The organism is Serratia sp. KH_031, from assembly GCF_057839655.1.
On record NZ_CM174496.1, the window covers coordinates 4,365,537 to 4,391,530 of the forward strand.

The following is a 25,994-nucleotide window of genomic DNA, read 5'->3' on the forward strand; positions in this document are numbered from 1 at the left end:
CAATCACCGTTTTTTTCGCCCGAAAAGTCGATAATTTTCGCTCAGTTAATCGTGGAGTGGTGCAGTGTCGGAGCAACTGATTCTTAGAAAAGCCGATTTTTTTGCCTCTGTCACCCAATCGGTGGCGGTGGCAGATCGCTATCCACAAAACGTCTTTGCTGAGCATACTCACGATTTTTGCGAGTTGGTGCTGGTATGGCGCGGCAACGGATTGCATGTGCTGAACGATCGACCGTACCGAATTACCTGCGGCGATCTGTTTTATATCCGTGCAGAAGATCGCCATAGCTACGAGTCGGTTAACGATCTGGTGCTGCATAACATCATTTATTGCCCAGAGCGATTGCAACTCAACGTCGACTGGCGGTATTTACTACACTCCCCATCACCAATACGTAATTCATCAACACCTGACAACGATCCCCATTGGCGTTTGAGCAGCCAAGGTATGGCGCAGGCACGGCAAATTATTGGGCAGCTTGAGCATGAAAGCCCGAAGCAAGATGCTTTGTCCCGTTGCTTATCGGAAAGTCTGTTTTTGCAGTTGGCGATCAATCTGCATCGCCATCGCTATCAGGCACGGGATGCCGTCTGTTTGGGAGAAGGGGAAAAGCTGGATCTTTTGATCGCCGCGTTGGTCAACAGCCTGAAAGTCCCGTTCGACTTACCTGATTTTTGCCATCAACACCAAGTGGGAGAACGCCAGTTACGTCAACTTTTCCGCCAGCAAAGTGGCATGACCATCGGCCAGTATTTGCGCCAGTTGCGTATCTGTCAGGCGCAATATTTGCTGCGGCGCAGTGAATTGCTGATTAGCGATATAGCCGCCCAATGCGGCTTCGAGGACAGTAACTACTTTTCGGTGGTATTCACTAAAGAAACGGGCATGACGCCACGGTTGTGGCGTCAACGTTTTACTATCACCTCGCAATCAACTCGCCATCCCTAAGCCGACGATATTGGCAGCCAGAATAATCACCCCGCATCCTAAGCTCAACACGCGAACCGGACGACGACCCGCAGACTTCCACTCTTGCAGGACCAAACCGACTATCCCACCGCACAGAACATAGAAGCTCATGTGTAGCATCCAGCTCACGTAATCATACTGCGCAGGGATTTTGGCGTGTCCCCAAGCGTAGAAGAAAAATTGCAGATACCACATCAAACCACCAAGGGCAGATAACAGCACATTAGTAATAATCAGTGGTTTTGCCAGTGAGAAATCTGCTTTTACTGACAGGTTTTTCACTTTGGCAAGACGAATAAAACAAAAACCAAGATTAATCAACGCACCACCGCCCATGATCACCACGTAACTCGGCAACGCGATATACAACGGATCAATGCCGAGGCTCACCGCCGCTTCGTGCATCGGTTTGGCCGCGTCCATGGCAAAAGACATCCCTGCCGAGAAAATGCCGCACATCACCGCCAATATCAGCCCTTTTTTCAGGTTGAACTCCTCGGCTTTAATCCCCATTTGACGCTCTTTTAGCTGACCCGCGCGAGTGACAATCGCTACACCAACCACCGCCACTAGTACGCCTAACAACGTCATACGGCCACCCGCGGTACCAATCAGCACATCAAATTTGCCGTTGAGAATAGGCGTCATTAGCGTACCCACAATCAAGGTGATCCCGATGGCGATCCCAATCCCCATCGACATGCCGAGATAGCGCATAGTCAGACCATAGTTGATGTTACCAATGCCCCACATGGCGCCAAACAGAAACACGGGCAACAAGGTGGAAAAACTAAAAGAACCGTAATAGGCCCAGAAATTAGGCAGTAAAATGGTGCTGACCGCCCACGGCAGAATCAGCCAAGAAACGATCCCACCTACCGACCACATGGTTTCCCACGACCAATGCTGAACCTTCTTGAATGGGGCGTAGAAACAGGCTGCACTGGCAGCACCAATCAAGTGCCAAAGTATCCCCATGGTAATTGCATTACTCATGCTTTTTTCCTCATTATTATCGAGTGACAGGGGTGACAACACAGACCCCCAATGCCATCGAGTCTAAAGAGTGAGCAACAGGTTAACCTTCAAGGGAATGCCGCGAGGGACGTAAAACTGGCAAAATTCAGCAGGTGATGCCGATAGCGATCACAGTTTGAGATTCAGACGTAAAAAAGTCCCAACGTTGAAAGTCGGGACTTAGTCTGCAATCTGGGAGGGGATTTTATCCGCGCTTAATAGCTTTCTTCCGGTTCGGCTTTATCCGCCAACGCCTTCAGCAACTTGTCATGAATACCACCAAAACCACCGTTGCTCATGACCAAAATATGGTCACCCGGCTGGGCGGTTTTGACGATCATCTCAACCAAAGTCTCGAGATCGGCGCTCCAATGCGCGGGTTGCACGCAGGCTTCTGCCACTTCCGCGACTTGCCACGGAATATGATGTGGTTGGAACAGGAATACCTCATCGGCGCGCCCCAGAGAAGGTGCCAGATCGTTTTTGCTGATGCCCATTTTCATGGTATTGGAACGCGGCTCCAGCACCGCCAGAATACGCGCCGTACCACCAACCTTGCCGCGCAGCGCTGCCAAAGTGGCTAAAATTGCCGTTGGATGGTGGGCAAAATCGTCATAAACCGTCACGCCGTTGGCTTCACCGCGTAATTCCAAACGACGACGGGCGTTGATAAAGTCACCCAGTGCACGGCAAGCGTCCGCAGGCTGTACGCCAACATGACGGGTCGCGGCAATCGCCATCAAACCGTTATGCATATTGTGTTCACCTACCAGCGCCCAGTTCACTTCGCCAACTTTTTCACCGCCAAGGAACACTTCATAATGACTGGCATCTGGCGTCAGTTTTTGCGCGCGCCAAACACCTTCTTCGCCCACCAGTTCCTGCTCACTCCAGCACCCCATCCCCATCACGTGTTTCAGATTGGCGTCATTATCTGGCAGGATAATTTTGCCTTTACCCGGCACCAAACGAACCAAGTGATGGAACTGTTTTTGGATTGCTTTCAGATCGTCAAAAATATCGGCGTGATCGAATTCTAAATTGTTGAGGATCAGCGTCCGTGGGCAGTAATGTACGAACTTGGAACGTTTGTCGAAGAATGCACAATCGTACTCATCAGCTTCAATAACAAAGAACGGGCTGTCACCCAAACGGGCAGAAACGTCAAAGTTCCCCGGCACGCCGCCAATCACGAAGCCCGGCTGATAACCGCAGGCTTCCAAAATCCAAGTCGCCATACCAGCCGTAGTGGTTTTGCCGTGCGTACCGGCAACCGCCAGCACCCAGCGATCGCGCAGGACATAGTCATGCAACCACTGTGGGCCAGACACATACGGAATGCCTCGTTCCAGCACCGCTTCCACACACGGATTGCCGCGCGTCATGGCGTTGCCGATGATCACCAGATCCGGCTGTGGCTCCAGTTGAGCCGGGTCATAGCCCTGAATAAGGTCGATCCCTTGGTTCTCCAGCAGTGTGCTCATCGGTGGATAGACATTAACGTCTGAACCGGTGACCTCATGTCCAAGCGAGCGTGCCAGCATTGCCAGCCCGCCCATAAAGGTGCCACAGACCCCAAGAATGTGAATGCGCATAGGTTTCTCATATAGTCACGTCAAATTGCGCTTATTCTAACCCTCAGAATCGTCCAGAAGAAACGGATTTGCCTATGAATAACGCGATACTTTGGGCTACACTGCTCGCGAAAACGTTGGCGGTTTGTTAACAAACCGCTACCCATCCGTAGATTTAGGGATATTTAGGGATAGTGTCATGAAAACGCTAGGCGAATTTATCGTCGAGAAACAACACGACTTTCCTCACGCCACTGGCGAACTCACCGCATTACTTTCTGCCATTAAGCTCGGCGCCAAAATCATCCATCGTGATATCAACAAAGCCGGTCTGGTAGATATTCTGGGTGCCAGCGGAGTTTCCAACGTTCAAGGCGAAGTTCAGATGAAACTGGACTTGTACGCCAATGAAAAGTTGAAAGCGGCATTGAAAGCGCGTGGTGAAGTTGCGGGTATCGCTTCTGAGGAAGAAGATGAGATCGTGATTTTCGATGGCGAACGTGCTGAAAATGGTAAATATGTTGTATTGATGGATCCTCTAGACGGCTCTTCCAACATTGATGTTAACGTCTCAGTCGGTACCATTTTCTCTATTTACCGCCGCATTACCCCAATGGGTACTCCAGTTACTGAAGAGGATTTCCTGCAACCGGGTAGCGCTCAGGTCGCTGCAGGTTACGTGGTTTACGGCTCATCCACCATGCTGGTGTACACCACTGGCGTTGGCGTGCATGCCTTTACCTACGATCCTTCGCTGGGTGTATTCTGCTTATCTCACGAAGCGGTTCGCTTCCCTGCTCGCGGCAACATGTATTCCATCAACGAAGGTAACTACATCAAGTTCCCACGCGGGGTGAAGAAATACATCAAGTATTGCCAAGAACAAGATGAAGCGACCCAACGCCCTTATACCTCGCGTTATATCGGTTCACTGGTTGCTGACTTCCACCGTAACCTGCTCAAAGGCGGTATTTACATTTATCCAAGCACCGCTAGCCACCCACAAGGTAAGCTGCGTTTACTGTATGAATGCAACCCGATGGCGTTTTTGGCAGAGCAAGCTGGTGGCAAGGCCAGCGACGGTAAAAACCGGATTCTGGATATCGTGCCAACCAAATTGCACCAACGCGCCCCATTCTTCGTCGGTACCCATTCGATGGTGGAAGATGCAGAACGTTTTATTGCTGAAAACCCAGATGAATAATGGTTGATTGGCAACACAAACGGCGGCTACTTAACTTAGCCGCCGTTTTTTGATCCAGTTGAAAATTGATCGCGTGGGTTATGGCCGTTTGAATCTTTTGCGAAAATGTAATGGTGTGACGCCCATATTGGCGGTAAAAAACCGCGAAAAAACAGAACCAGAAGAAAAACACAACTTATCCCCAATATACTGAATACTCATAGTTGTCTCTGATAACCATTCACAGGACTTTTTAAGTCTCATTTCTTTGACTAGTTGGGTAAAGTTCGTTCCTTCTTGCTGAAGGCGTCCATTTAGCGTCCAGCGACTCATCCCGATCAAAGTACAAATATAATTCATAAATCCATTTTCATTATCTACGACGTCATCCTCGATCACATCTTCAAGCATATCCAAAATAATAGATGACAATACCTCTTTTTTATTAAGGCTAGTGGTAATAGTTTCAATATGTACTCTTTGATTTTCATTTAGAGTGGCATTATATTGCTCAAAAGGGTGTGAAATACTTTTAATACCGAACGAAATAAAATTAAAATCACAGCCAAAATGACATTTACAGTTAAAATAATCATTTATCTGACTAACCTCCCTTTGACTATGCCTCTGCTGAACAAAACCAACCGACAATGGAGCGCTGGGATCATAAAGTTTGACTAACTCCGTAATAATCATAAAATTGCCTATTGCGGAGTCACTATTGTGGAACACAACATCATCTTTATACCTCACTTCAATTTCACTATCATTTTCAATAATAGTAAACGTATCGCAGTTGCCAATGATAATTCTATTTTTTATATAATTTAAAATAACTGATTTAGCATTTTTTTGATTTAGGCAATAGCCGATTAAATCCGGGAATAATGTATATGTATCTGCAATAAGCCGCCCATTAAACTCGGTAGAAAGGAATCGCTCCCGCCATAATACACCAAATTCAGATGTTTCTCGTAAGAAACGAATATGTTGTTGCCCCGATATGCGCCCTCCACTTTTATCAATCTCGTATTGACTTATATTGCATCGAGATTTTAACGTCGAGACATCAACCCCCTCATGATTCAGAAAGTTAAAGGTTAATTGCATGATGACATTAGAGACATTCTTTTTCATTGACGGCTCGATACATACCTTAAATATTTAAAGACATCAGGTCATTATTGAGATGTTGCAAAAAACCTCACGTAACATAACGTAAAAATGTGATGCGCAGTGTAATTTTCGTTACCTACTACGAAATGCACATTTTCATCTCCAGAATGCAAAAAGTTCATCTGTACAGCATGTTACGCTCTTCCTATTTATACCCTTGTTAACTCTCATCTTAAGGACATCAATATGATTTATCAAAGGAAGACTAGCCATCGGCACATGATGGCAGTTGCCATCGCAATGATACTGACAGGGAGTTTGAGCGCCTGTAACGATAGCAACACGTCAAGCAATGAGAACGTTAAGGATGATGCCTATTACAAAATCCTGGCCGAAAATCTGGTTGCTAAAATGACTCTCGAAGAAAGGATGAATATGTTAGTCGGGCCTGGCTATGTTTTTGCCAATGGAGCCTTCGGCCCCAATAAAGAAGCATTACATAATCTGAAAAGTGATGTGCCCGGTACCGTTGGATATATCAACGGGGTTTATAACGAAGCCTCTGGTATTGATATCGCGGCCAGCAAATTAGCCGATGGTCCCGCAGGTGTGCGGATAACCCCAAATAGAGAGGGAGAGTCAGGCACATTCTATGGCACGGCTTTCCCTGTAGGCACTTTATTGGCATCCACTTGGGACCCTGATTTAGCTAAACAGGTTGCTGCCGCCATCGGCAATGAAGTCAAAGAATATGGACTGGATGTCTGGCTGGCCCCCGGTATGAATATACAAAGAGATCCGTTAAATGGTCGTAACTTTGAGTATTTCTCGGAAGATCCATTAGTGTCTGGCGTCATGGCAGCGGCCGAAGTCTCGGGGGGGCAATCGCAAGGTGTTGGCACAACTATCAAACACTTTATCGCCAACAACTCCGAAACCTCACGCTCTTTTATCGATAATATTATTTCCCCCAGAGCACTACGCGAGATCTATCTACGTGGTTTCCAGTATGCAGAAGAATATGCAAAACCATGGGCAGTTATGACCGCCATGAACAAAGTCAATGGTGTCTATACCGGCCAATGGAAAGACTTAAACACCACCGTATTACGTAATGAATGGGGATTTGAAGGATTTGTTATGAGCGATTGGTGGTCTGGTGATGGCCATTACGCAGATATGATCAAATCTGGTAATGATCTTATCGAACCCGGTGGCCCGGCTTTGCCGTATGGATATGGCGATGCGTTAACAGGTTTAAAAAAAGCCTACGATGATGGCGAATTAAGTTCAGAAGTAATAAAGACCAGCGCAGTTCGTATTGTCACCCAAGTGCTTAAAATACCTTCAAATACCGGGTATACACCCAGTAATGCCCCAGATTTGGCAGCCCATGCTTTATTGTCTAAACAAGCAGCGACAGAAGGGATGATTCTGCTGAAAAATAGTGGCTCAACTTTACCTTTAGAAAACACCAGCAAAATAGCCTCTTTTGGTATCACTCAGGTTAATACGCTAAAAGGGGGGGCGGGAAGTGGAGATGTTAACACAGCCTATATCGTTAATATTATCGATGGGTTGGCAAATAAATTCACCGTTGATGCCAATTTAAAGAATACCTACCAGTCATTTTTTGCAAACAACAAGACTATCAGTGATTTTGGTGGTATTTCCAGCATCGTCAGTTGCCCTGAGCCTGATATCTCTCTCGCTGAAATTAAAGAGTACGCAGCCCAAAATGATGTCGCGGTAATCAGTTTAGGAAGAAACTCACAGCAAGGAGAGGATCATAAAAATGAAGCCGGTGACTTTTTATTATCTGAAATAGAAGTTGCGCTGATCGATAATGTTTCAGCAGCTTTTCATGAATTAGACAAAAAAGTCATTGTCGTTCTCAATATTGGTAGCGTTATAGAAACGCACTCATGGAAAGATAAAGTTGATGCCATCTTACTGGCTTACATGCCGGGGCAAGAAGCCGGGAACGCCATTGCCGAGATCCTCTCAGGGGTGGTTAACCCTAGTGGAAAACTGGCGCAATCTTTCCCAATCAATTATACCGATGTGCCCTCATCTGTCGGTTTCCCAGGTGTAGATACCGATGGCGATGGGATGGTAGACACCAATTACTACAATGAAGGGATTTATGTGGGATACCGCTACTACACCACGTTTAACAAAGAAGTCAGTTATCCTTTTGGTTATGGATTGTCTTACACCACGTTCGATTTAAAAAACTCGGTACTTTCCTCTAACGAACTCAACAAGAACGGCGGGATCTTAAGTTTTGCCACTACCGTCGTTAACAATGGCAACGTTGCAGGCAAAGAGATTGGCCAAGTTTATATTGCGGCTCCCCACGGTGAGTTAGTAAAACCAGCAATTGAACTCAAAGCCTTCGCAAAAACACAAATGCTCTCTGCCGGAAGTTCAGAAAAACTCACATTCAAAGTTCCATCCCAATGGTTAGCCAGTTTCGACGCTAATAATAATCAGTGGATCATTGAACCGGGTGTCTACAAAGCCTACATCACAACGTCTTCAGACGTCTCTGGGGTTGAACCCATAAGCTTCACAGTCGATAGTAAGATAGTGGTCAGTAATACTACTCCCGGTGCTCTCGCGTTGCCGAATGGCATTACCGAAGCCTCTTTTGAAACGCAATACTAGAACTCAGCACCCACACGTGGTTCCTTAACCGGAGCCACGTCGGTGATTAATCTGGAAATCAACCGCTTCAGGGAACAGCGAGCAACGGGTGATGAAAATGGCAGGAAATCGCAACAGAGTCCGTTATAATAGCCGCCACTCCATTTCTGGTTTGATTAAAGGAAACCGACATGAGCTTGCTTAACGTCCCCGCTGGCAAAGACCTGCCAGAAGACATCTACGTAGTTATCGAAATCCCGGCTAACGCCGACCCAATCAAATACGAAATCGACAAAGACACCGGCGCACTGTTCGTTGACCGTTTCATGTCTACCGCGATGTTCTATCCGTGCAACTACGGTTACATCAACCACACCCTGTCTCTGGATGGCGATCCGGTAGACGTGTTGGTCCCAACTCCATACCCACTGCAACCAGGTTCTGTGATCCGTTGCCGTCCGGTTGGTGTTCTGAAGATGACCGACGAAGCGGGTGAAGATGCGAAACTGGTTGCAGTACCGCACAGCAAACTGAGCAAAGAGTACGAACACATCAAAGATGTAAACGACCTGCCAGACCTGCTGAAAGCCCAGATCACTCATTTCTTTGAGCACTACAAAGATTTGGAAAAAGGCAAGTGGGTAAAAGTAGATGGTTGGGAAGACGCTGCCGCGGCTAAAAAAGAAATCATCGAATCCTTCGAACGCGCTAAGAAGAAGTAAGAGTTAGCGTCGTTTGAAACAGAAACACCGCCGATTTGAGTAATGCGGAATAATAAAACGGCCGGTCAGTGACTTAACTGACCGGCCGTTTTACTCCACTAGGGAACCACTCTGCTACTGCTTTTTTTGTAGGGGTAGAGCTAATCCGCCAGAGATGGGGGTTGCTTAAGCAACACTATTATTAGGTTATCTCTGGTGATGATGAAACTGTTTCGCCGAGCATCCTATCAAGCTCGGCCTGATAAACAAAACGCTTACGATATTTAAAATGCCAAGCTGTGATCTCTGCCGCATTCGCAGTCATATCATTGATATGCTTTTACACTTACTGACTGATTAATCGACAAAAAATCAATAGCGCCGTATTTGTGGCTTCTGCATCGCGCGGTAAATCCACACGCAGACCACCGCTAAAATCAGCCATGGCAACAGCTTAATCATCATGGCAAATACCCCACCAAGCAGCATAAACGCCGCAGCTGCGAATAAAGCTGCAATCACTCCCAACAGCGACACACCAGTCACCATCAGCATTACCACAAAGCCAATAAAGAAGAAGATTTCTAACATGATGGGTTACTCCCGCCTAAAACAAGGTATCTACGGGAGTATTACAAGAAGCGTGCCAAGGTGATGGGAATCATAACTGATTGATATTTATTAATTCGTGCATTGAACCACTCAATGCACTTAGTCAAAAAAACCAACTTTTAGCTGAGAGAGTAGTCAATTACACCATTTCAGTACGCGGTTGGCGCACTAGATTCAACGCATCTTCCACCACTTGCACACCCGCTCCCGGCTTATGCGCATTCTCGCTCAGGTGACGACGCCACTGGCGCGCGCCCGGAACACCTTGGAACAGTCCAAGAATATGACGGGTGATGTGCCCCAAATAAGTACCGTTCGACAGTTCACGTTCGATATACGGATAGAGCTCTTCGATCGCCGCCACGCTATCCATCACTTCGGTCTGCGCACCAAACAATTGAGTATCTACCTGCGCCAAAATGCCAGGGTTTTGATAGGCTTCGCGCCCCATCATTACACCATCCAAATGCTGTAGATGCTGTTGCGCTTCTTCTAACGTTTTCACACCGCCATTGATCGCAATGGTCAACGCGGGGAAGTCACGTTTCAATTGATAAACACGCGGATAATCCAGTGGTGGAACCTCACGGTTCTCTTTCGGGCTAAGACCTGAAAGCCAAGCTTTACGTGCGTGGATGGTGAACATATCGCATTCACCACGCCCAGCAACGGTTTCGACAAAATCACACAGGAACTCGTAGCTATCCTGATCGTCAATACCGATACGGGTTTTCACCGTCACCGGAATTGAAACCACATCGCGCATGGCTTTGATACAATCAGCCACCAGTGCGGCCTGTCCCATCAAACAAGCGCCAAACATACCGTTTTGCACGCGATCGGACGGGCAACCTACGTTGAGGTTAATCTCATCATAACCACGTTGTTCCGCCAATTTAGCGCAGTGCGCCAACGCCACAGGATCGCTGCCACCCAGTTGCAACGCCACCGGATGCTCTTCTTCGCTATACGCCAGATAGTCACCTTTACCGTGGATAATCGCACCGGTTGTCACCATCTCGGTGTACAGCAGCGTTTCCTTGGTCAACAAGCGATGGAAATAACGGCAATGACGATCGGTCCAATCGAGCATAGGGGCGATGGAGAAACGATTGGCGGCGTATTTAGGAGAGTTGTTGGCTGTCGTCATGCTGGATTACTGGCTACCTGATCTATCGAAAATTCAACGGGCGGCGGTTGGCCGCAAACGGCTATTATAACGACAATCGACAACATTGGCGAAAAACAAAAAGGCGACGAATAATTACTAGGTTATTCCCACGAGAAAACCGCTATGAAACGTCTCATTCTTGTCTGCACATTACTGCTTTCCGGCTTCGCCTATGCTGCCGGTGGTGGTGGTAGCACCGATGGACCCACCACTCCAACCTGCCCCAAAGGACAGATTTACGACAGTAAAACCAAAACCTGTGTGGTGGAAAAAGGCAGTAAAGTCAGCGATAGCGATCGTACTGAGTACGCCTACGCACTGGCGAAAAGTGGTCGTTATCAGGAAGCCCTCGACGTATTGAACACGCTGAAAGATCCCAATACTGCCGTCGCACTCAACTATCGTGGCTACGCGACGCGTAAGCTTGGTCACACCGACGAAGGCATCGGCTATTACTTACAATCAGTGAAGCTCGATCCAAACTACCTGAAAGTTCGAGAGTATTTGGGGGAAGCTTATATGATCAAAGGCCAACCAGAGTTAGCCAAAGAACAACTTGCGGTGATTAAAACCCTTTGCGGTACCGACTGTGAAGAATACCGCGACTTGGCCGCCGCTATCGAGAGTCATCCTGAGTCTTAAAAACACCGCAAGTTGGCACATTATTCCAGCTTGCGGATCACCTTACACGGCTGTCCTAACGCCAGCACATTGGCGGGAATATCGCTGGTCACCACACTGCCTGCACCGATAGTGGTGTCATCACCAATGGTGACGCCGGGCAAGATCACCACATTGCCGCCAATCCACACGTTACTGCCAATCACCACCGGCTGCGCCGAGGTATAGAATGGGAAATCAGGGTTGCCAGTAAAACGCTCGCTGGCTTTTAACGGATGGCTTGGCGTGTAGATTTGTACATTGGGGCCGATCAGCGTGTTGTCACCGATGGTGATGGTATTGCAGTCGAGAAACACCGCATTGACGTTGATAAAGCAATTTCTACCGATGGTAATATGCTGCCCATAGTCACACCAGAAAGGCGTTTCGATCCAGCTTTCGTCGCCCCAACCAGCGAACAACTCACGCAGCAAACGCGCTTTCTCATCGGTTTGATGTGAATCCAGCGCACCAAGCTGCTTGGTGAGTGCTCTGGCACGGTGATAAAGACCAATTAGCTCTGGATCGCGGCTGTTGTACACTTCACCACGTAATAATTTATCTCTTTCAGTCATTGGGTCGCTCCAAGAAATCGGGACATCTTCGCTGCGCGTTATAGCGCGGGCTCGCAGCATTACCTAACTCAAAATAGGGTAAAGTTGATCTGCTTGTCTTGGGTAAATAGAAGTTGTGATCTCTTCCGCATTTTTATTGGCAACTTACCCTTTTATGCGTCATTGGCCGGGAAAATAGCGTGACTATCGGCGATTGCCACGAAACATGTTAAAATCAGCTTTTTACGCACTGGGAATATTGCCATGACCTCAAGCAATCAGGAAAAGCTGCTCGCTCAGGCAGAAAAAATCTGCCTGCAACGCAACGTGCGACTGACGCCACAACGGCAGGAAGTATTGCGCTTGATGACAGAGCAACCCGGTGCGATCAGCGCTTATGATCTGTTGGATCTGTTACGCGTTGCCGAACCACAAGCTAAGCCGCCAACGGTCTACCGCGCATTGGATTTCTTGCTGGAACAAGGCTTTATTCATCGCGTTGAGTCAGCTAACAGCTACGTGCTTTGCCACCACTTTGAACAACCAATGCATACTTCGGCGCTGTTTATTTGCGATCGCTGCGGCCAAGTGACTGAACGCACTACCGCAGGAGTTGAGGATACCTTGAAAACGCTGGCGCAAGAGTCAGGATTCGTCCTGCGCCACAGCGTTGTTGAAGCTCACGGTTTATGCTCCGTATGTGTGAAGGTCGAGGCCTGTGATAGCAAGCACGACTGTGGCGAGCACGATCACAGCATTGTCATTAAGAAGAAGTAAACCAGGTACCGCACACGTTATGGCGGTGCCAGATCCAACCCAACGCCAAACCACGCAACGCTAAGAAAACCGCCAGTGCTAACCAGAGTGCGTGATTGCCCAATATGGGCAGAACCAACAATGTTAAGCCATATCCCGCCGCAGCAACTGCCATACTGTTGCGCATTTCAGCGCCTTTAGTCGCACCGATAAACATTCCGTCCAACAGATAACACCATACACCCACCAACGGTAAAACTATCTGCCACGGCAGGTAGTGCTCCGCCAAGACGCGTAACTCCGGTAACGAGGTCAGTGCCGCGATAATATGTTGCCCTGCAACGGTATAAACCACAGCAAATCCCAACGCCACTACGCCCGCCTGACGACAGGCAGCGCGCCATACTCGATGTAATTGGCGATCGTCCCGCGCACCATAGGCATGGCCGGAATGTGCTTCTACCGCATAGGCAAAACCATCCAAGGCATAGGCAGTAAATGTCAGCAGATTCATCAGCACTGCATTGACTGCCACAATCTCGCCGCCCAAACGTGCGCCAAGAATGGTTAGCGAAGCGAAACACAGTTGTAGCAGCAGTGAACGCAGCATGATGTCGCGATTCAGCGCCAGCAAACGCCGTAAGTTTCCACGCCACGCATGCCGTAGCATCGCCCATGTAATCCCGCGCATGTTCATCACGCGCCAAGCCAACCATAAGCCCAACAGTAGCGTCGCGTATTCCGAGACCGCCGTTGCCGTCGCAGCACCCTGCACATTCCAGCCCAGCCCCATCACCAGCCAAATATCTAGCACGATATTCAGCAAGTTACCGACAATCAGTAAAATCACTGGGGCTCGCACATACTGCACGCCGAGCAACCAACCCAGCAGCACCATATTGGCTAATGCCGCTGGCGCACTGAGCCAGCGGATTTCTAGGAATAACCTTGCCTGCGCCAAAACATCGGCATCACCACCAACAATATGCAATGCCAGATTAATCAGCGGATGACGCAACAGAACAATGGCGAGCCCCGCCAATACAGCGAGCAACATCGGCTGCATAAAGGCACGAGCCAATGCTTGTGGGTTTTGTGCCCCAAGCGCCTGCGCCGTCAACCCAGTGGTGCTCATACGTAAAAACAGCAACAACATAAACAGGAAGCTGGTCGCCATTGCCCCTATCGCTACGCCACCGAGATAAACCGGGCTATCCAGATGACCAATCACCGCCGTATCCACCAAGCCGAGTAGCGGCACGGTGATATTGGAGAAAATCATCGGTAGTGCTAGCCGCCATAGGGCTTTATCGGTATCGCTGAAGAAGGGGGAAAATAGGCGCATCATCAAAAATGTTCCCGTGGTAATACGATGAGTTCATACAGAAAAGACATCGCCCCAGACAAGGGGCGATTAAAAGCAGGGGTTGTGCAGTTTAGATCCAGTCACCGTTGCGAATCACACCCACCGCCAAACCTTCAATATTGAAGCTTTGCTGGCGAAGATCGACCACGATCGGCTCAAACTCGCTATTCTCTGGCAGTAACTCAACCACATTGCCGTGTTTTTTCAGACGCTTGACCGTCACTTCATCATCAATACGCGCCACAACGACTTGGCCGTTACGCACGTCTTGCGTCTTATGCACCGCCAGCAGATCGCCGTCGAGAATACCGATGTCGCGCATCGACATACCATTCACTCGCAGCAGGAAATCAGCGTTCGGTTTAAACAGTGAAGGATCAACTTTGTAGTGCCCTTCAATATGTTGTTGTGCCAGCAGCGGTTCACCCGCCGCGACACGCCCAACCAATGGCAGCCCTTCTTCCTCTTCCATCAACAGACGAATGCCGCGTGAAGCGCCAGAGACAATCTCAATCACCCCTTTACGCGCCAAGGCTTTCAGGTGTTCTTCCGCCGCATTGGGTGAGCGGAACCCCAGACGCATTGCGATCTCGGCACGCGTTGGTGGCATACCCGTCTGTGAAATATGATCGCGAATCAGGTCATAGACCTCTTGCTGTCTGGTAGTTAGTGCTTTCATTCCGCCCCCTGTTTGTTTATACAGTCTTGCTGTGAGTATATACAGGTAGATAAGGATTGGGAACCTAAGAATGAATTAAAATCAGTGATTAGCGAGATGTCTCGCAACATTGTTCTATCTGGCTCAAAACAAGTGCTGCCACAGAACAGAAACCCAAACGAACAAAGCGAGAATAATCGCCAGCGAAACCGCCGCCGACCCCATGTCTTTTGCTCGGCCAGAAAGCTCGTGATACTCAGTCCCCACGCGATCAACTAACGCTTCGATCGCACTATTGAGTATCTCGACAATCATGATCAACACCACCGAACCAATCAGTAAAATGCGCTCTATCACGCCGATATCTAGCCAAATCGCGATGATGATCGCCATCACGGTCATCACCAACTCTTGGCGAAACGCAGCCTCATTCTTCCACGCTGCGATGAGCCCTTGATAAGAGTAACCCGCCGCTTTGATAATCCGAGTCAGGCCAGTTGCTTGCTGCTTTGCCATCTTAAATATTCTCTTTTCTTGAGATGAGCCATAATTTTAACGGTTCTTGCTTTTTTAACACCACAGATCTGCACATCAGTTTCTGGTATGCTTGCGGCGCATTGCTAACAAGAGGCTACATGTCGTTATGTCAGGTTGGCGTAAAATATACTATAAGTTATTGAACTTACCGCTAAAACTGTTGGTAAGAAGCAAAGTTATTCCTTCAGACCCGATCGCGGAACTGGAGCTCGATCCTTCACGCCCGATTTTGTATGTTTTGCCATACAATTCCAAGGCGGACTTACTGACCATGCGTGCCCAGTGTTTGGCGCAGGATCTCCCCGATCCGTTAAACCCGCTGGAGATCGACGGTACCGTGCTGCCAAGCTACGTGTTTATTCACGATGGCCCACGCGTGTTCCGTTACTACACGCCGAAAGAAGAGTCGGTAAAACTATTCCATGATTATCTGGATCTGCACCGGAATAATCCGGAGCTGGATATTCAGATGTTGCCGGTTTCGGTGATGTTTGGCCGCTCTCCGGGTCGTGAAGGTCAAGGTACACCTCATTTACGTCTGCTGAACGGGGTACAGAAATTCTTCGCCGTATTGTGGCTGGGACGCGACAGTTTTGTTCGTTTCTCGAGTACCGTTTCCCTGCGCCGTATGGCGACTGAACACGGCACCGATAAAATCATCGCACAGAAATTGGCGCGCGTGGCGCGGATGCACTTCTCGCGTCAGCGTCTGGCCGCCGTTGGCCCAAGCCTGCCAGCACGTCAGGAGCTGTTCAATAAGCTGTTGGCTTCCAAAGCGATCGAAAAAGCGGTGGAAGACGAAGCGCGTAGCAAAAAGATTTCTCATGAGAAAGCCCAGCAAAACGCCATTGCGTTGATGGAAGAGATTGCTGCCGATTTCTCTTATGAAACCGTGCGACTGTCCGATCGCGTATTGAGTTGGACTTGGAACCGTTTATATCAGGGTATCAACGTCACCAACGCCGAACGCGTGCGTCAGTTGGCGCAAGATGGCCATGAGATTGTCTATGTGCCCTGCCATCGCAGCCATATGGACTACCTGCTGCTGTCTTATGTGCTCTATCACCAAGGGCTGGTGCCGCCGCATATCGCTGCGGGTATCAACCTGAACTTCTGGCCTGCCGGTCCGATTTTCCGTCGCTTGGGCGCGTTCTTCATCCGCCGTACCTTTAAAGGCAACAAACTGTATTCCACAGTGTTCCGTGAATACCTCGGCGAGTTGTTCACCCGCGGTTATTCGGTTGAGTATTTTGTCGAAGGGGGGCGTTCCCGTACCGGACGCCTGCTGGAGCCAAAAACCGGCACGCTGTCGATGACCATTCAAGCGATGTTGCGTGGGGGTAACCGTCCAATCACGCTGGTGCCGATCTACATCGGTTACGAGCATGTGATGGAAGTGGGTACTTACGCCAACGAACTGCGCGGTGCGACCAAAGAGAAAGAGAGCCTGCTGCAAATGCTGCGCGGCCTGCGCAAATTGCGCAATCTCGGTCAGGGATATGTCAACTTCGGTGATCCACTGCCGTTAACCACCTATCTCAACCAGCACGTACCGCAATGGCGCGATTCTATCGATCCGATCGAAGCCCAACGCCCAAGCTGGCTGACGCCAACGGTGAACGATCTGGCCGCCAAGATCATGGTGCGCATTAACAACGCGGCAGCAGCCAACGCCATGAACCTGTGTTCGACCGCATTACTCGCTTCACGTCAGCGTTCACTGACCCGTGAGCAATTAGTTGAGCAGTTGGATTGTTACTTGCAGCTGATGCGCAACGCGCCTTATGCCAGTGATGTTACCGTACCAAGCCAGACACCAGACGAATTGCTGGATCACGCTTTGAACATGAACAAGTTTGAGGTGGAGAAGGATAATATCGGCGATATCATCATACTGCCGCGCGAGCAGGCGGTGTTGATGACCTATTACCGCAATAATATCCATCACTTGCTGGTATTGCCTTCGCTGATTGCCACCATCGTGATGCATCATCGTCGCATCTCACACACCGAAGTATTGCGTCAAATCGGTTTGATCTATCCAATGCTGAAAGCCGAGCTGTTCCTGCATTATGGCAAGGAGCTGTTGCCTGAGGTGCTGCAGACATTAACGCGCGAATTGGTGCGTCAGCAGCTGATCTGTGACAGCGGTGATGAACTGATGTTGAACCCGGCACGTATCCGTCCGCTGCAATTGCTGGCGGCTGGCGTGCGTGAAACGCTGCAACGCTACGCCATCACTATGTCGATCCTCAGCGCTAACCCGAGCATCAACCGGGGCTCGCTGGAGAAAGAAAGCCGCATCATGGCTCAGCGTCTATCGGTGCTGCACGGCATCAATGCGCCGGAGTTCTTCGATAAGGCAGTGTTCTCCACGTTGGTCGCGACGTTACGTGAAGAAGGTTTTATTAGCGACAGTGGCGATGCCGTCCGTGAACACACCATGGAGGTTTACACCATGTTGAGCGATCTGATTACACCTGAAATTAAGCTGACTATTGAAGGTGTTAACTTACCTGCGGAAATCACTGCGCCGTTAGAAGCTTCCGGAATAGAGAAAGACGGTGACTAACTAACAGCGCTATTTAGAATATGTATCACTAGGTACGAAAAAGGAATGCACAAAGCATTCTTTTTTCGAATTAAATCATCGCAAAACTTATGGGCACTTATAAACCTGCCCCACCATCTTGCTATCCAGCGGAGCAAAGCTAGAAAGCAGGTTTTGGCTTGGGCTGGTCGCGCCATAAATCACGTTACCGCCCATTTCAGCTGCCTTGTTGCGTAGATCGTTAGCTGCACCGCGCAAGCCGCCGCTTTCAGCATTACTGCCAGATAACCAGTTACTTTGGCTACCTGTTACTTCTCCGATCAGTTGGCATTCAGCCGCTGGTTTTGTATCGGAGAATTTAACCTGCTGACCGGCTGAGGTTAATGTGTTGGTAGTGCTGCAACCGGCCAACAGCATCGCTGCCGAAAGACCCAGTAAGGCTTTAATCCGCATCTTGTTCCCCATATGATGTTGAGAATTACGCAAAAGCTTATCAGAAAGCGATGCTATCTCTTAGGCATCCGTTGCCATTGATATTGGCCAACGCCTTCAGTGACAGCAAATGATGTATCAGTTTACACTCTAAATCGAGCCAGTTTGCAAAAATATCATCAAATACAGCGCTGCGGCACAACCAAAATGGGCATTGCTTACTACTCGTACAAAAAAGCCGCTGTGGGATGGCCCGACATACGGCTATGGCTTACGCATTAATCATAATTATTATTTATGAATAATCAACTAACCAGGGTAACCATTACGTTTGGCATTAGCATCGCAATCCGCCCGATTTTTATAACCCTCACTAGCAGCACCGACAATTTTACCGTTCGATGCTGTACGACGCCAGCGCCACTCACCACGCTTATCCTGATAAAACTCCCACTTATCTTTCATTATCTCATTCCTTGTAATTAGATTTTATGAGCAATACCCTCCCAGAGGTATTGCTAGATATTTTCCCTACCCAAATAGAAGATAGGTAAACAAACCTAATATCAAGAACATTTAGCTGACAATCAAGACCTTTAAATAACATGGTTATTATTCAGGAGTAATATGAGGCTCAAATTTTTATGCCTTAAACCAGAAGGCCAGTGATAAATTATCGTTGGATAACTTACCACTGGCCTCCCAGTTACCGCCCTTGGCGTGCTTATCTTTACGCCGATAGCTGCCTTTACCTTTAGTATTCCTCTCTACTCTCTGACGGAATAAAGGATCATGCAGTAATGCTTCAATAGCATTGTCTTGTATCTGGCCTTTGGTATGACGATATTTAGTCATGGTAATACTCCAATAATACTACGGTTATAAATTAAACAAATAATACTGCTACGGGTATAAAATATAAAGCCTTATGAAGGCTGCTTATCACTCGCACCTTGTTCCAGTGCTTCTAAGATCGAACAATATTGGCTGGTATGAGCGCTACCACAGCAAGCGTCACTTAAACGTTTCAACGACTCACGCATCCGGGTGAGTTCAGTCAGCTTGTCTTCAACATCCCGCAGACGTGCATCTACGATCGACTTCGATTCCTGGCAAGTATGATGTTCAGGATCAACTCGGATCGATAACAACTCAGCAATAGTTTCCAGAGTAAAACCCAATTGTTTGGCATAACGGATAAAACGCAAGCGCTGTAGATCCTGCTCATTATAAAGTCGATAACCACCTTCAGTACGAATATCATGATCCATCATCCCTTGCTTTTCGTAATAACGAACCGTGTCTGGCGTAACATCCGCAAGTTTTGCCAATTGACCAATCTTGAGCATCATATTCTCCTCAGTTCAATGAACTAACGGTATTAGCATAACTGATCGACTGGAAGATCTTAAGGTATATAAAAGTGGGATAGCATCTTTGACGGGGTATGGACGTAAAAAAACCGGGCAAGCCCGGTTTTTTTACGCGTCCACAGATTACTCTGCAGTTGCCACTTCTGCTTGAGACTCAGCACGATCAACCAGCTCGATGTATGCCATCGGCGCGTTGTCGCCTGCGCGGAAGCCACACTTCAGAATGCGAGTGTAACCACCGGCACGGCTCGCGAAACGCGGGCCTAGCTCGTTAAACAGTTTTGCCACGATCTCGTTATCACGAGTGCGGGCGAATGCCAGACGACGATTAGCAACGCTGTCGGTCTTGGCAAGAGTAATCAGCGGCTCAACAACGCGACGCAGCTCTTTTGCTTTTGGCAGGGTCGTCTTGATTATCTCATGACGAACCAAAGAGCCGGCCATGTTACGGAACATAGCCTGGCGGTGGCTGCTGTTACGGTTCAGTTGACGACCACTCTTACGATGGCGCATGACCTTATCCTTCTCAGTAAAACCTTAACCTGTGATCCGGTTACTCGTCAGCAATGCTTGCCGGTGGCCAGTTTTCTAGGCGCATGCCCAGAGACAGACCACGGGAGGCCAGCACGTCTTTAATCTCAGTAAGAGATTTTTTACCTAGGTTAGGAGTTTTCAACAACTCAACCTCGGTACGCTGTACCAGATCACCGATGTAGTGGATAGCTTCTGCCTTCAGGCAGTTAGCAGAGCGGACAGTCAATTCCAGATCGTCAACAGGGCGCAGCAAGATCGGATCGAATTCTGGTTTCTCTTCTTTAACTTCCGGCTGACGTACATCACGTAAGTCAACGAAAGCTTCTAGTTGTTCAGCCAGAATGGTTGCCGCACGGCGGATTGCCTCTTCAGGATCAATCGTGCCATTGGTTTCCATTTCGATTACTAGCTTGTCCAAGTCGGTACGCTGTTCTACACGCGCTGCTTCAACATTGTAGGCAATACGCTCTACAGGGCTATAGCAGGCGTCAACCAACAGACGGCCAATTGGGCGCTCATCCTCTTCCGAATGAATTCGGGCAGAAGCCGGCACATAACCACGACCGCGCTGAACTTTGATACGCATGCTGATAGCAGCGTTATCATCGGTCAGGTGGCAGATTACATGCTGAGGCTTGACGATTTCGACATCACCATCATGGGTGATGTCGGCAGCGGTCACAGGGCCAATGCCAGATTTATTCAGGGTAAGAATAACTTCATCTTTGCCTTGAACTCTCACCGCCAGCCCTTTCAGGTTGAGCAGGATCTCCAGGATATCTTCCTGTACGCCTTCTTTGGTGCTGTACTCATGCAGTACACCATCAATCTCAACCTCGGTCACCGCGCAACCCGGCATAGATGAAAGCAGAATACGGCGCAGTGCATTGCCAAGAGTATGGCCAAAGCCACGCTCTAAAGGCTCAAGGGTCACCTTGGCGTGCGTCGAACTGACTTGCTCGATATCTACCAGGCGCGGTTTTAGAAACTCTGTCACAGAACCCTGCATTGTGTCCTCTCTTTGGTACTAAGCTTTACTTGGAGTAAAGCTCGACGATCAGGTGTTCGTTAATGTCCGCAGACAGATCAGTACGCTCAGGCATACGCTTGAACACACCTTCCATCTTAGCAGCATCAACTTCCAGCCAAGTTGGCTTTTCACGCTGCTCAGCCAGCTCCAGAGAAGCCTTAACACGAGATTGCTTTTTAGCCTTCTCGCGGATGCTGACTACGTCATTCGGAGATACCTGATAAGAAGCGATGTTAACAACGCGACCATTTACCATAACTGCTTTGTGGCTAACTAACTGACGTGACTCTGCACGAGTAGCGCCGAAGCCCATACGATAAACAACGTTGTCCAGACGACCTTCCAGCAGTTGCAACAGGTTCGCACCGGTGTTGCCTTTCAGGCGTGCTGCTTCTTTGTAATAGTTACGGAATTGACGCTCCAGAACACCGTACATACGGCGAACTTTTTGCTTCTCACGTAACTGTACACCATAGTCAGACAGACGCGGTTTACGCGCACCGTGTTGACCAGGCGGTTGCTCAATTTTGCATTTTGAATCGATCGCGCGAACGCCAGACTTCAGGAACAGGTCTGTGCCCTCACGGCGGCTAAGCTTGAGCTTAGGACCCAAATATCTTGCCATTTTCTTTCTCCAACAATCCGAAAAGCAGAGGCGTTATACGCGACGCTTTTTCGGCGGACGACAACCGTTATGAGGGATCGGAGTCACATCAGTAATATTAGTGATGCGGAAACCAGCCGCGTTCAGAGCGCGGATAGTAGACTCACGACCAGGACCAGGTCCTTTAACCATAACTTCCAGGTTCTTGATACCGTATTCTTTAACTGCGTCAGCACAACGTTCGGCTGCAACCTGAGCTGCAAACGGAGTTGACTTACGAGAACCACGGAAACCGGAACCACCGGCAGTTGCCCAACCCAAAGCATTACCCTGACGATCGGTAATAGTTACAATGGTGTTGTTGAAAGAAGCATGGATATGAGCCACGCCGTCAGAGACTTGCTTTCTTACACGCTTACGTGTACGAACAGGTGCCTTTGCCATTATTCAATCACCCCGATTATTTCTTGATCGGTTTACGCGGACCCTTACGGGTACGGGCGTTGGTCTTAGTACGCTGACCGCGAACTGGTAGACCACGACGATGACGCAAACCACGATAAGTACCAAGATCCATCAGACGCTTGATGCTCAGGGTAATTTCACGACGCAAATCACCTTCAACGGTGAATTTAGCAACTTCGCTACGCAGTAGTTCGATTTGCTCTTCAGACAGCTCACTGATCTTAACATTTTCAGCAATACCGGAAGCTGCACAGATAGCCTGTGAGCGGGTCTTGCCGATACCGAAGATCGAAGTTAATGCGATCACGGTATGTTTATGATCAGGAATGTTAATGCCTGCTATACGGGCCACTATGCACTCCTACTATTTTATACGGCAACACTACTCTGAAAAGCCCGTTTTCAGGATACTCAAATAATGTTGCAGCTACATACAAAAGATTGGCTGGCTAATCTAGCCAGCTCAACCCAACTTTGCAAGAAAAATATGCGAGATAATCAGCCTTGACGCTGTTTATGCTTCGGCTCGGCGCTGCAAATCACACGAACGACACCGTTACGCTTAACGATTTTGCAGTTACGACATAATTTCTTGACGGAAGCACGAACTTTCATTTTTACTCTCCGTAACTTCTCAAACGAACCTGTTAGCGGTTATAGCCTTTCAGGTTTGCTTTCTTCAATGCAGACTCGTACTGACTTGACATCATCAGAGTTTGCACTTGAGCCATAAAGTCCATGATGACGACAACCACGATCAGTAGCGAGGTACCACCAAAGTAGAATGGTACTTTCATTGCATCACGCATGAACTCCGGGATCAGGCAGATAAAAGTAATGTACATCGCGCCCACCAGGGTTAAACGCGTCATTACTTTATCGATATACTTCGCCGTTTGCTCTCCCGGACGAATTCCTGGTACGAAGGCACCGGACTTCTTCAGGTTATCTGCTGTCTCACGCGGGTTGAATACCAACGCCGTGTAGAAGAAACAGAAGAAGATGATTGCAGACGCATAGAGTAACACATAAAGCGGTTGCCCTGGCTGCAAATACAGCGAAATCGTAGTCAGCCAGTTCCAACCGGTACCGCCCCCAAACCAAGATGCAATCGTAGCTGGGAACAGAATAATGCTGGAAGCGAAGATTGCTGGGATAACCCCTGCCATGTTCACTTTCAACGGTAAATGTGTACTCTGTGCTGCATAAACACGACGACCTTGTTGACGCTTCGCATAGTTAACGACGATACGACGTTGACCACGCTCCATGAAAACAACGAAGAAGGTTACTGCAAACACTAATACTGCAACCAACAGCAACAGGAGGAAGTGCAGGTCGCCTTGCCGAGCTTGCTCAATAGTATGACCGATTGCTGGCGGGAGACCCGCTACAATACCTGCGAAGATAATGATAGAGATACCGTTACCGATACCACGTTCAGTTATCTGCTCACCCAGCCACATCAGGAACATTGTCCCAGTAACCAGACTCACGACCGCAGTGAAGTAGAATGCAAAGCCTGGGTTTAACACCAGGCCCTGCATACCAGGCATATTTGGCAGACCGGTAGCAATACCGATCGACTGGAATATGGCCAATACCAGCGTACCGTAGCGGGTGTACTGACTAATCTTACGACGGCCAGCCTCCCCTTCTTTCTTGATTTCCGCTAACGTTGGATGAACCACCGTCAGTAACTGGATAATGATCGACGCCGAGATATACGGCATGATCCCCAGAGCAAAGATAGAAGCACGGCTGAGAGCACCACCAGAGAACATGTTAAACATTTCAATGATGGTGCCTCTTTGCTGCTCAAGCAATTTGGCAAGCACAGTGGCATCGATACCAGGAATCGGAATAAAAGAGCCGATACGGAAGACAATCAGCGCGCCGATAACAAACAAAAGTCTGCGCTTCAGCTCGCCGAGCCCGCCTTTAGCACTTTGAAAATCTAATCCTGGTTGCTTAGCCATCTGCTACTTATTCCTCAATTTTACCGCCAGCAGCTTCGATAGCAGCACGAGCGCCTTTGGTGACACGCAGACCACGCAGGGTAACCGGACGAGCGATTTCGCCAGAAAGCATAACTTTCGCGAACTCGATCTGAGTACCAACTACGTTAGCGGCTTTCAGCGTGTTCAGGTCGATTACGTCGCCTTCAACAAGAGCCAGTTCAGACAGACGAACTTCTGCCGTGATCATAGCTTTGCGAGAGGTGAAGCCGAATTTCGGCAAACGACGATATAAAGGCATCTGACCACCTTCAAACCCACGACGTACGCCACCACCAGAACGTGAGTTCTGACCTTTGTGACCACGGCCGCCAGTTTTACCCAGGCCAGAACCAATACCACGACCTACACGCTTCGGCGCATGCTTGGCACCTTCAGCCGGAGACAGAGTATTTAAACGCATCTGTTACTCCTCAACCTTAACCATGTAGGAAACCAGGTTGATCATACCGCGTACAGCAGGAGTATCCTCGCGCTCTACGGTGTGACCAATACGACGCAGACCCAGACCGAGCAGTGTAGCTTTATGCTTCGGCAGACGGCCAATGGAACTGCGAACTTGTGTTACTTTAATAGTCTTAGCCATGGTCAATTACCCCAGAATGTCTGCAACGGATTTACCACGCTTGGCAGCGACCATTTCAGGAGACTTCATATTTGCCAAAGCATCGATAGTTGCACGAACCACGTTGATCGGGTTGGTGGAACCATAAGCTTTAGCCAATACGTTGTGCACCCCAGCGACTTCCAGGACGGCGCGCATTGCACCACCGGCAATAATACCGGTACCTTCGGAAGCCGGCTGCATGAACACACGAGAACCCGTGTGAGCACCTTTAACAGGATGCTGCAGGGTGCCGCTGTTCAGCGCGACATTCATCATGTTGCGACGGGCTTTTTCCATCGCTTTCTGGATCGCTGCTGGAACTTCGCGTGCTTTGCCGTAGCCAAAACCAACGCGACCGTTACCATCACCAACGACTGTCAGTGCGGTAAAGCTGAAAATACGGCCACCTTTTACGGTTTTAGATACGCGGTTTACCGCGATCAGCTTTTCCTGCAGTTCGCCAGCTTGTTTTTCGATGTGAGCCATCTTAAACCTCTTCCTTAGAACTGAAGGCCAGCTTCACGGGCAGCATCTGCCAGTGCCTGGACTCGACCATGATATTGGAAACCGGAACGGTCAAAGGATACTTTCGCAATCCCTTTTTCCAATGCGCGTTCAGCGATAGCTTTACCTACTGCTGCGGCTGCATCTTTGTTACCGGAATACTTCAATTGCTCAGTAATAGCTTTTTCTACAGTAGAAGCGGCTACCAGTACTTCAGAACCATTTGGAGCAATTACCTGTGCGTAAATATGACGCGGGGTACGATGTACCACCAGGCGGGTTGCACCCAGTTCTTTGAGCTTACGGCGTGCGCGGGTCGCACGACGGATACGAGCAGATTTCTTATCCATAG

The 25,994-nt window shown here is 48.8% G+C and carries 31 protein-coding genes; 7 read left to right on the forward strand and 24 right to left on the reverse strand.

The window, feature by feature from the left end; all coding sequences use genetic code 11:
- Positions 1-64 precede the first annotated feature (64 nt).
- Positions 65-949, forward strand: coding sequence for an HTH-type transcriptional activator RhaR (gene rhaR / locus AC3ISQ_RS19695; RefSeq protein WP_489349236.1), 885 nt, complete (start codon positions 65-67; stop codon positions 947-949).
- On the opposite strand, the gene rhaT is transcribed toward rhaR, so the two are convergent.
- Together rhaT and mpl are read right to left on the reverse strand one after the other, a co-directional pair.
- Positions 932-1,966, reverse strand: a complete 1,035-nt coding sequence (gene rhaT / locus AC3ISQ_RS19700; RefSeq protein WP_489349238.1) for an L-rhamnose/proton symporter RhaT — start codon at positions 1,964-1,966, stop codon at positions 932-934. The two genes, rhaR and rhaT, sit on opposite strands and share 18 nt — an antisense overlap.
- Positions 1,967-2,202: 236 nt before the next feature.
- Positions 2,203-3,582, reverse strand: a complete 1,380-nt coding sequence (gene mpl / locus AC3ISQ_RS19705; protein ID WP_489349239.1) for a UDP-N-acetylmuramate:L-alanyl-gamma-D-glutamyl-meso-diaminopimelate ligase — start codon at positions 3,580-3,582, stop codon at positions 2,203-2,205.
- Positions 3,583-3,760: 178 nt separating this feature from the next.
- Between mpl and fbp the strand changes: the two genes are divergently transcribed.
- Positions 3,761-4,765 carry a class 1 fructose-bisphosphatase gene (fbp, locus tag AC3ISQ_RS19710; RefSeq protein WP_489349241.1) on the forward strand — a complete coding sequence of 335 codons (1,005 nt, stop codon included), beginning with the start codon at positions 3,761-3,763 and terminating at the stop codon, positions 4,763-4,765.
- 78 nt (positions 4,766-4,843) lie between these two features.
- Here the strand turns inward: fbp and AC3ISQ_RS19715 are convergent, their stop codons facing one another.
- Positions 4,844-5,881, reverse strand: a complete 1,038-nt coding sequence (locus AC3ISQ_RS19715; protein WP_489349243.1) for an AraC family transcriptional regulator — start codon at positions 5,879-5,881, stop codon at positions 4,844-4,846.
- 225 nt (positions 5,882-6,106) lie between these two features.
- Here AC3ISQ_RS19715 and AC3ISQ_RS19720 point away from each other — a divergent pair, with 225 nt between their 5' ends.
- Entirely contained in the window at positions 6,107-8,530 is a 2,424-nt protein-coding gene (locus tag AC3ISQ_RS19720; RefSeq protein WP_489349245.1) for a beta-glucosidase, read from the forward strand.
- 170 nt (positions 8,531-8,700) lie between these two features.
- Positions 8,701-9,231, forward strand: a complete 531-nt coding sequence (gene ppa, locus AC3ISQ_RS19725; RefSeq protein WP_489349247.1) for an inorganic diphosphatase — start codon at positions 8,701-8,703, stop codon at positions 9,229-9,231.
- A 351-nt stretch (positions 9,232-9,582) separates the two neighbouring features.
- Here the strand turns inward: ppa and pspG are convergent, their stop codons facing one another.
- Entirely contained in the window at positions 9,583-9,801 is a 219-nt protein-coding gene (gene pspG, locus AC3ISQ_RS19730) for an envelope stress response protein PspG (RefSeq protein WP_489349249.1), read from the reverse strand.
- Between the two features lie 160 nt (positions 9,802-9,961).
- On the reverse strand, positions 9,962-10,972 hold the full coding sequence (gene dusA / locus AC3ISQ_RS19735) for a tRNA dihydrouridine(20/20a) synthase DusA (protein ID WP_489349250.1): 1,011 nt from the start codon (positions 10,970-10,972) through the stop codon (positions 9,962-9,964).
- Positions 10,973-11,116: 144 nt separating this feature from the next.
- Here dusA and AC3ISQ_RS19740 point away from each other — a divergent pair, with 144 nt between their 5' ends.
- On the forward strand, positions 11,117-11,635 hold the full coding sequence (locus tag AC3ISQ_RS19740) for a tetratricopeptide repeat protein (RefSeq protein WP_489349252.1): 519 nt from the start codon (positions 11,117-11,119) through the stop codon (positions 11,633-11,635).
- Positions 11,636-11,655: 20 nt separating this feature from the next.
- On the opposite strand, the gene AC3ISQ_RS19745 is transcribed toward AC3ISQ_RS19740, so the two are convergent.
- Positions 11,656-12,228 (reverse strand): sugar O-acetyltransferase, encoded by a 573-nt coding sequence (locus tag AC3ISQ_RS19745; protein ID WP_489349253.1) that lies wholly within the window; start codon positions 12,226-12,228, stop codon positions 11,656-11,658.
- A gap of 243 nt (positions 12,229-12,471) precedes the next feature.
- Here AC3ISQ_RS19745 and zur point away from each other — a divergent pair, with 243 nt between their 5' ends.
- Positions 12,472-12,984: a zinc uptake transcriptional repressor Zur gene (gene zur, locus AC3ISQ_RS19750; RefSeq protein WP_489349255.1), complete on the forward strand. Its 513-nt coding sequence runs from the start codon at positions 12,472-12,474 to the stop codon at positions 12,982-12,984.
- Here zur and dinF read toward each other — a convergent pair.
- The 3 genes from dinF to AC3ISQ_RS19765 form a co-directional block, all read right to left on the reverse strand.
- Positions 12,971-14,308 carry an MATE family efflux transporter DinF gene (dinF, locus tag AC3ISQ_RS19755; protein WP_489353400.1) on the reverse strand — a complete coding sequence of 446 codons (1,338 nt, stop codon included), beginning with the start codon at positions 14,306-14,308 and terminating at the stop codon, positions 12,971-12,973. The genes zur and dinF overlap by 14 nt on opposite strands.
- Positions 14,309-14,399: 91 nt before the next feature.
- Positions 14,400-15,008 (reverse strand): transcriptional repressor LexA, encoded by a 609-nt coding sequence (gene lexA / locus AC3ISQ_RS19760; RefSeq protein ID WP_489349257.1) that lies wholly within the window; start codon positions 15,006-15,008, stop codon positions 14,400-14,402.
- Positions 15,009-15,131: 123 nt separating this feature from the next.
- Positions 15,132-15,503 carry a diacylglycerol kinase gene (locus AC3ISQ_RS19765; protein WP_489349259.1) on the reverse strand — a complete coding sequence of 124 codons (372 nt, stop codon included), beginning with the start codon at positions 15,501-15,503 and terminating at the stop codon, positions 15,132-15,134.
- Positions 15,504-15,630: 127 nt separating this feature from the next.
- Between AC3ISQ_RS19765 and plsB the strand changes: the two genes are divergently transcribed.
- Entirely contained in the window at positions 15,631-18,096 is a 2,466-nt protein-coding gene (plsB, locus tag AC3ISQ_RS19770) for a glycerol-3-phosphate 1-O-acyltransferase PlsB (protein WP_489349261.1), read from the forward strand.
- Positions 18,097-18,183: 87 nt separating this feature from the next.
- Here plsB and AC3ISQ_RS19775 read toward each other — a convergent pair whose 3' ends face one another.
- From AC3ISQ_RS19775 to rplR, 15 genes are all read right to left on the reverse strand, one after another.
- Entirely contained in the window at positions 18,184-18,528 is a 345-nt protein-coding gene (locus AC3ISQ_RS19775; RefSeq protein ID WP_489349263.1) for a DUF4156 domain-containing protein, read from the reverse strand.
- 288 nt (positions 18,529-18,816) lie between these two features.
- Positions 18,817-18,972, reverse strand: coding sequence for a YegP family protein (locus AC3ISQ_RS19780; protein WP_489349265.1), 156 nt, complete (start codon positions 18,970-18,972; stop codon positions 18,817-18,819).
- A 177-nt stretch (positions 18,973-19,149) separates the two neighbouring features.
- A complete protein-coding gene (locus AC3ISQ_RS19785) occupies positions 19,150-19,362 on the reverse strand; it encodes an alternative ribosome-rescue factor A (RefSeq protein WP_489349267.1) in 213 nt (70 codons plus the stop codon).
- Positions 19,363-19,433: 71 nt separating this feature from the next.
- Entirely contained in the window at positions 19,434-19,856 is a 423-nt protein-coding gene (zntR, locus tag AC3ISQ_RS19790) for a Zn(2+)-responsive transcriptional regulator (protein WP_489353402.1), read from the reverse strand.
- Between the two features lie 147 nt (positions 19,857-20,003).
- Positions 20,004-20,393 (reverse strand): 50S ribosomal protein L17, encoded by a 390-nt coding sequence (rplQ, locus tag AC3ISQ_RS19795; RefSeq protein ID WP_004929726.1) that lies wholly within the window; start codon positions 20,391-20,393, stop codon positions 20,004-20,006.
- Between the two features lie 40 nt (positions 20,394-20,433).
- Positions 20,434-21,423: a DNA-directed RNA polymerase subunit alpha gene (locus AC3ISQ_RS19800; RefSeq protein ID WP_128312258.1), complete on the reverse strand. Its 990-nt coding sequence runs from the start codon at positions 21,421-21,423 to the stop codon at positions 20,434-20,436.
- 25 nt (positions 21,424-21,448) lie between these two features.
- Positions 21,449-22,069 (reverse strand): 30S ribosomal protein S4, encoded by a 621-nt coding sequence (gene rpsD / locus AC3ISQ_RS19805; protein ID WP_489349269.1) that lies wholly within the window; start codon positions 22,067-22,069, stop codon positions 21,449-21,451.
- A gap of 33 nt (positions 22,070-22,102) precedes the next feature.
- Positions 22,103-22,492: a 30S ribosomal protein S11 gene (gene rpsK / locus AC3ISQ_RS19810; RefSeq protein ID WP_004929731.1), complete on the reverse strand. Its 390-nt coding sequence runs from the start codon at positions 22,490-22,492 to the stop codon at positions 22,103-22,105.
- A gap of 16 nt (positions 22,493-22,508) precedes the next feature.
- Positions 22,509-22,865 carry a 30S ribosomal protein S13 gene (rpsM, locus tag AC3ISQ_RS19815; protein ID WP_489349272.1) on the reverse strand — a complete coding sequence of 119 codons (357 nt, stop codon included), beginning with the start codon at positions 22,863-22,865 and terminating at the stop codon, positions 22,509-22,511.
- 146 nt (positions 22,866-23,011) lie between these two features.
- Positions 23,012-23,128: a 50S ribosomal protein L36 gene (gene rpmJ, locus AC3ISQ_RS19820; RefSeq protein WP_002227352.1), complete on the reverse strand. Its 117-nt coding sequence runs from the start codon at positions 23,126-23,128 to the stop codon at positions 23,012-23,014.
- A 32-nt stretch (positions 23,129-23,160) separates the two neighbouring features.
- Positions 23,161-24,492: a preprotein translocase subunit SecY gene (gene secY, locus AC3ISQ_RS19825; RefSeq protein WP_380676854.1), complete on the reverse strand. Its 1,332-nt coding sequence runs from the start codon at positions 24,490-24,492 to the stop codon at positions 23,161-23,163.
- A 7-nt stretch (positions 24,493-24,499) separates the two neighbouring features.
- Positions 24,500-24,934: a 50S ribosomal protein L15 gene (rplO, locus tag AC3ISQ_RS19830; RefSeq protein WP_489349274.1), complete on the reverse strand. Its 435-nt coding sequence runs from the start codon at positions 24,932-24,934 to the stop codon at positions 24,500-24,502.
- A 3-nt stretch (positions 24,935-24,937) separates the two neighbouring features.
- A complete protein-coding gene (gene rpmD, locus AC3ISQ_RS19835) occupies positions 24,938-25,117 on the reverse strand; it encodes a 50S ribosomal protein L30 (protein ID WP_004956161.1) in 180 nt (59 codons plus the stop codon).
- A gap of 6 nt (positions 25,118-25,123) precedes the next feature.
- Positions 25,124-25,624, reverse strand: coding sequence for a 30S ribosomal protein S5 (rpsE, locus tag AC3ISQ_RS19840; protein ID WP_004956164.1), 501 nt, complete (start codon positions 25,622-25,624; stop codon positions 25,124-25,126).
- Positions 25,625-25,638: 14 nt separating this feature from the next.
- Positions 25,639-25,992, reverse strand: a complete 354-nt coding sequence (rplR, locus tag AC3ISQ_RS19845; protein ID WP_489349277.1) for a 50S ribosomal protein L18 — start codon at positions 25,990-25,992, stop codon at positions 25,639-25,641.
- Positions 25,993-25,994: the final 2 nt, after the last annotated feature.